Source organism: Mesorhizobium sp. M1E.F.Ca.ET.063.01.1.1 (assembly GCF_003998155.1).
Lineage (GTDB): Bacteria > Pseudomonadota > Alphaproteobacteria > Rhizobiales > Rhizobiaceae > Mesorhizobium.
On the sequence record NZ_RZSC01001039.1, the window covers coordinates 1 to 1,635 of the forward strand.

At 64.6% G+C, this 1,635-nt stretch carries 2 protein-coding genes; one reads left to right on the forward strand and one right to left on the reverse strand.

Translation table 11 applies throughout. The annotated features are described in order from the left end of the window. On the forward strand, positions 1–793 hold a 793-nt coding region (locus EOA29_RS35750; protein ID WP_127222345.1), incomplete at its 5' end, for an SPASM domain-containing protein. A gap of 395 nt (positions 794–1,188) precedes the next feature. On the opposite strand, the gene EOA29_RS35755 is transcribed toward EOA29_RS35750, so the two are convergent. Further along, positions 1,189–1,635 (reverse strand): alpha-hydroxy-acid oxidizing protein (locus tag EOA29_RS35755; RefSeq protein WP_189479103.1); only part of this gene is annotated, 447 nt, incomplete at its 5' end.

Below are 1,635 nucleotides of genomic sequence, written 5' to 3' on the forward strand. Positions count from 1 at the left end.
CTTTCAGGGTGCTCGTCCGGCCACGACCGACCGTATCGGCAACCACGGCGGCAGCCACGAAAAGAAGCTGGAGACGGCACGCCGCACCCGCGCGGCCGGGCTGCCGCTCACCATCAATGCGCCGATCCATCGTCACAACATCGAGGAAGTGCCCGAATTCATCGATCTGGCCCTTTCGTTGGGCGCGGAGCGGCTCGAGATCGCCAACGTGCAGTATGCCGGCTGGGCGCTGGCCAATCGCGATATGCTGATGCCCGAACGTGCCGCGGTCGAGCGGCAGGCGGACATTGTCGCGGCGGCTCAGGAACAGCTAGCCGGCGTTATGAACATCGACTTCGTCACGCCCGACTATTTTGCCATCTATCCCAAGCCGTGTATGGGCGGCTGGGCGCGCGATGCGTTCATGGTGGCTCCGGACGGTACCGTGTTGCCATGCCATGCCGCGCAGACGATTCCTTCGCTCCACTTCGAGCGTTTCGGCGAGCGCACGCTTGCCGAAATCTGGACCGATTCACCAGCGTTCAATGCCTTCCGCGGCACCGGATGGATGCAGGAGCCCTGCCGAAGCTGCGAGCGTCGCGAGATCGACTGGGGCGGCTGCAGGTGTCAGGCGATGGCGATTGCCGGCGATGCCGCGGCTACGGATCCAGCCTGCATCAAGTCGCCGATCCACAACCACATGGCGATACTGGCCGACGCCGCGCTGGCACAGGCAGCGCCGGAGAGAAATGGCGCGGAAAGTTTCATTTTCCGGCGGATCGGCGCCACAACTCGACCTGACAAAAGCGCTTGATCAACCACGCTTTGCCCGCCCCCGTCGATGGCGTGCCGTGGAGCCACTGATTATGTCGGATGCCGGTGGGACTGCAGCAGCACGACATCGGCACCCTGGCGACAAAACGCGGAGATTCCGGGCGCGGGCGGCACGCTCATCCGCGGCGAATGCTCCATCGCGCTCAGCCCGCTTCCGCCGAGGCCCGGAACGCAGTCCGGCTTCGAAGCCAGCGTCAAGTTCGCAACCGCAAGCGAGTCGAAGTCGTTGCATTCTGCAGCATAAACATTTCAAGCGTGACTTAGACCGCTGTTTGCTGCAGTCATACTCCTCCCACGGACCACCCGCTCAGCCTGCGAGGGCTGGAGAAATCAAGTCCGAGCCAACCTGCTGAAAACCGGGCACACCGCATAGTTTCAGACCGGTCGCGATTTCGTCGAGCAGGACGTCCAAGACCCGCTCGACGCCTGCTCGTCCCTCCACGGCTCCAAACAGCGCCGCCCGGCCGATGGCGGCAGCGGCCGCTCCGCGGGCTTTTGCCTTGATGACGTCCATATGCCCGTCCGGATGCCGGAATCGATCAGGATCGGAACCCGGCCGCCGACTGCATCCCGCACCATTGTGATCGCGTCTATGCTCGAAACCGCCCCGTCCAATTGGCGACCGCCGTGGTTGGACATCCAGATCCCGTCCGCGCCCTCCGCAATTAGCCTCGCCGCATCGCCGGGGTGCAGGACGCCCTTGACGATCAGCGGCCCCTTCCACCAGTCGCGGATCGTCCGGAACTCGTTCCAGTCGAAACCAGCGTGGAGGTTGCGACCGACGCGCGCGGCGATCGTCAGCCCCGCGCCGGTATCGCCCAG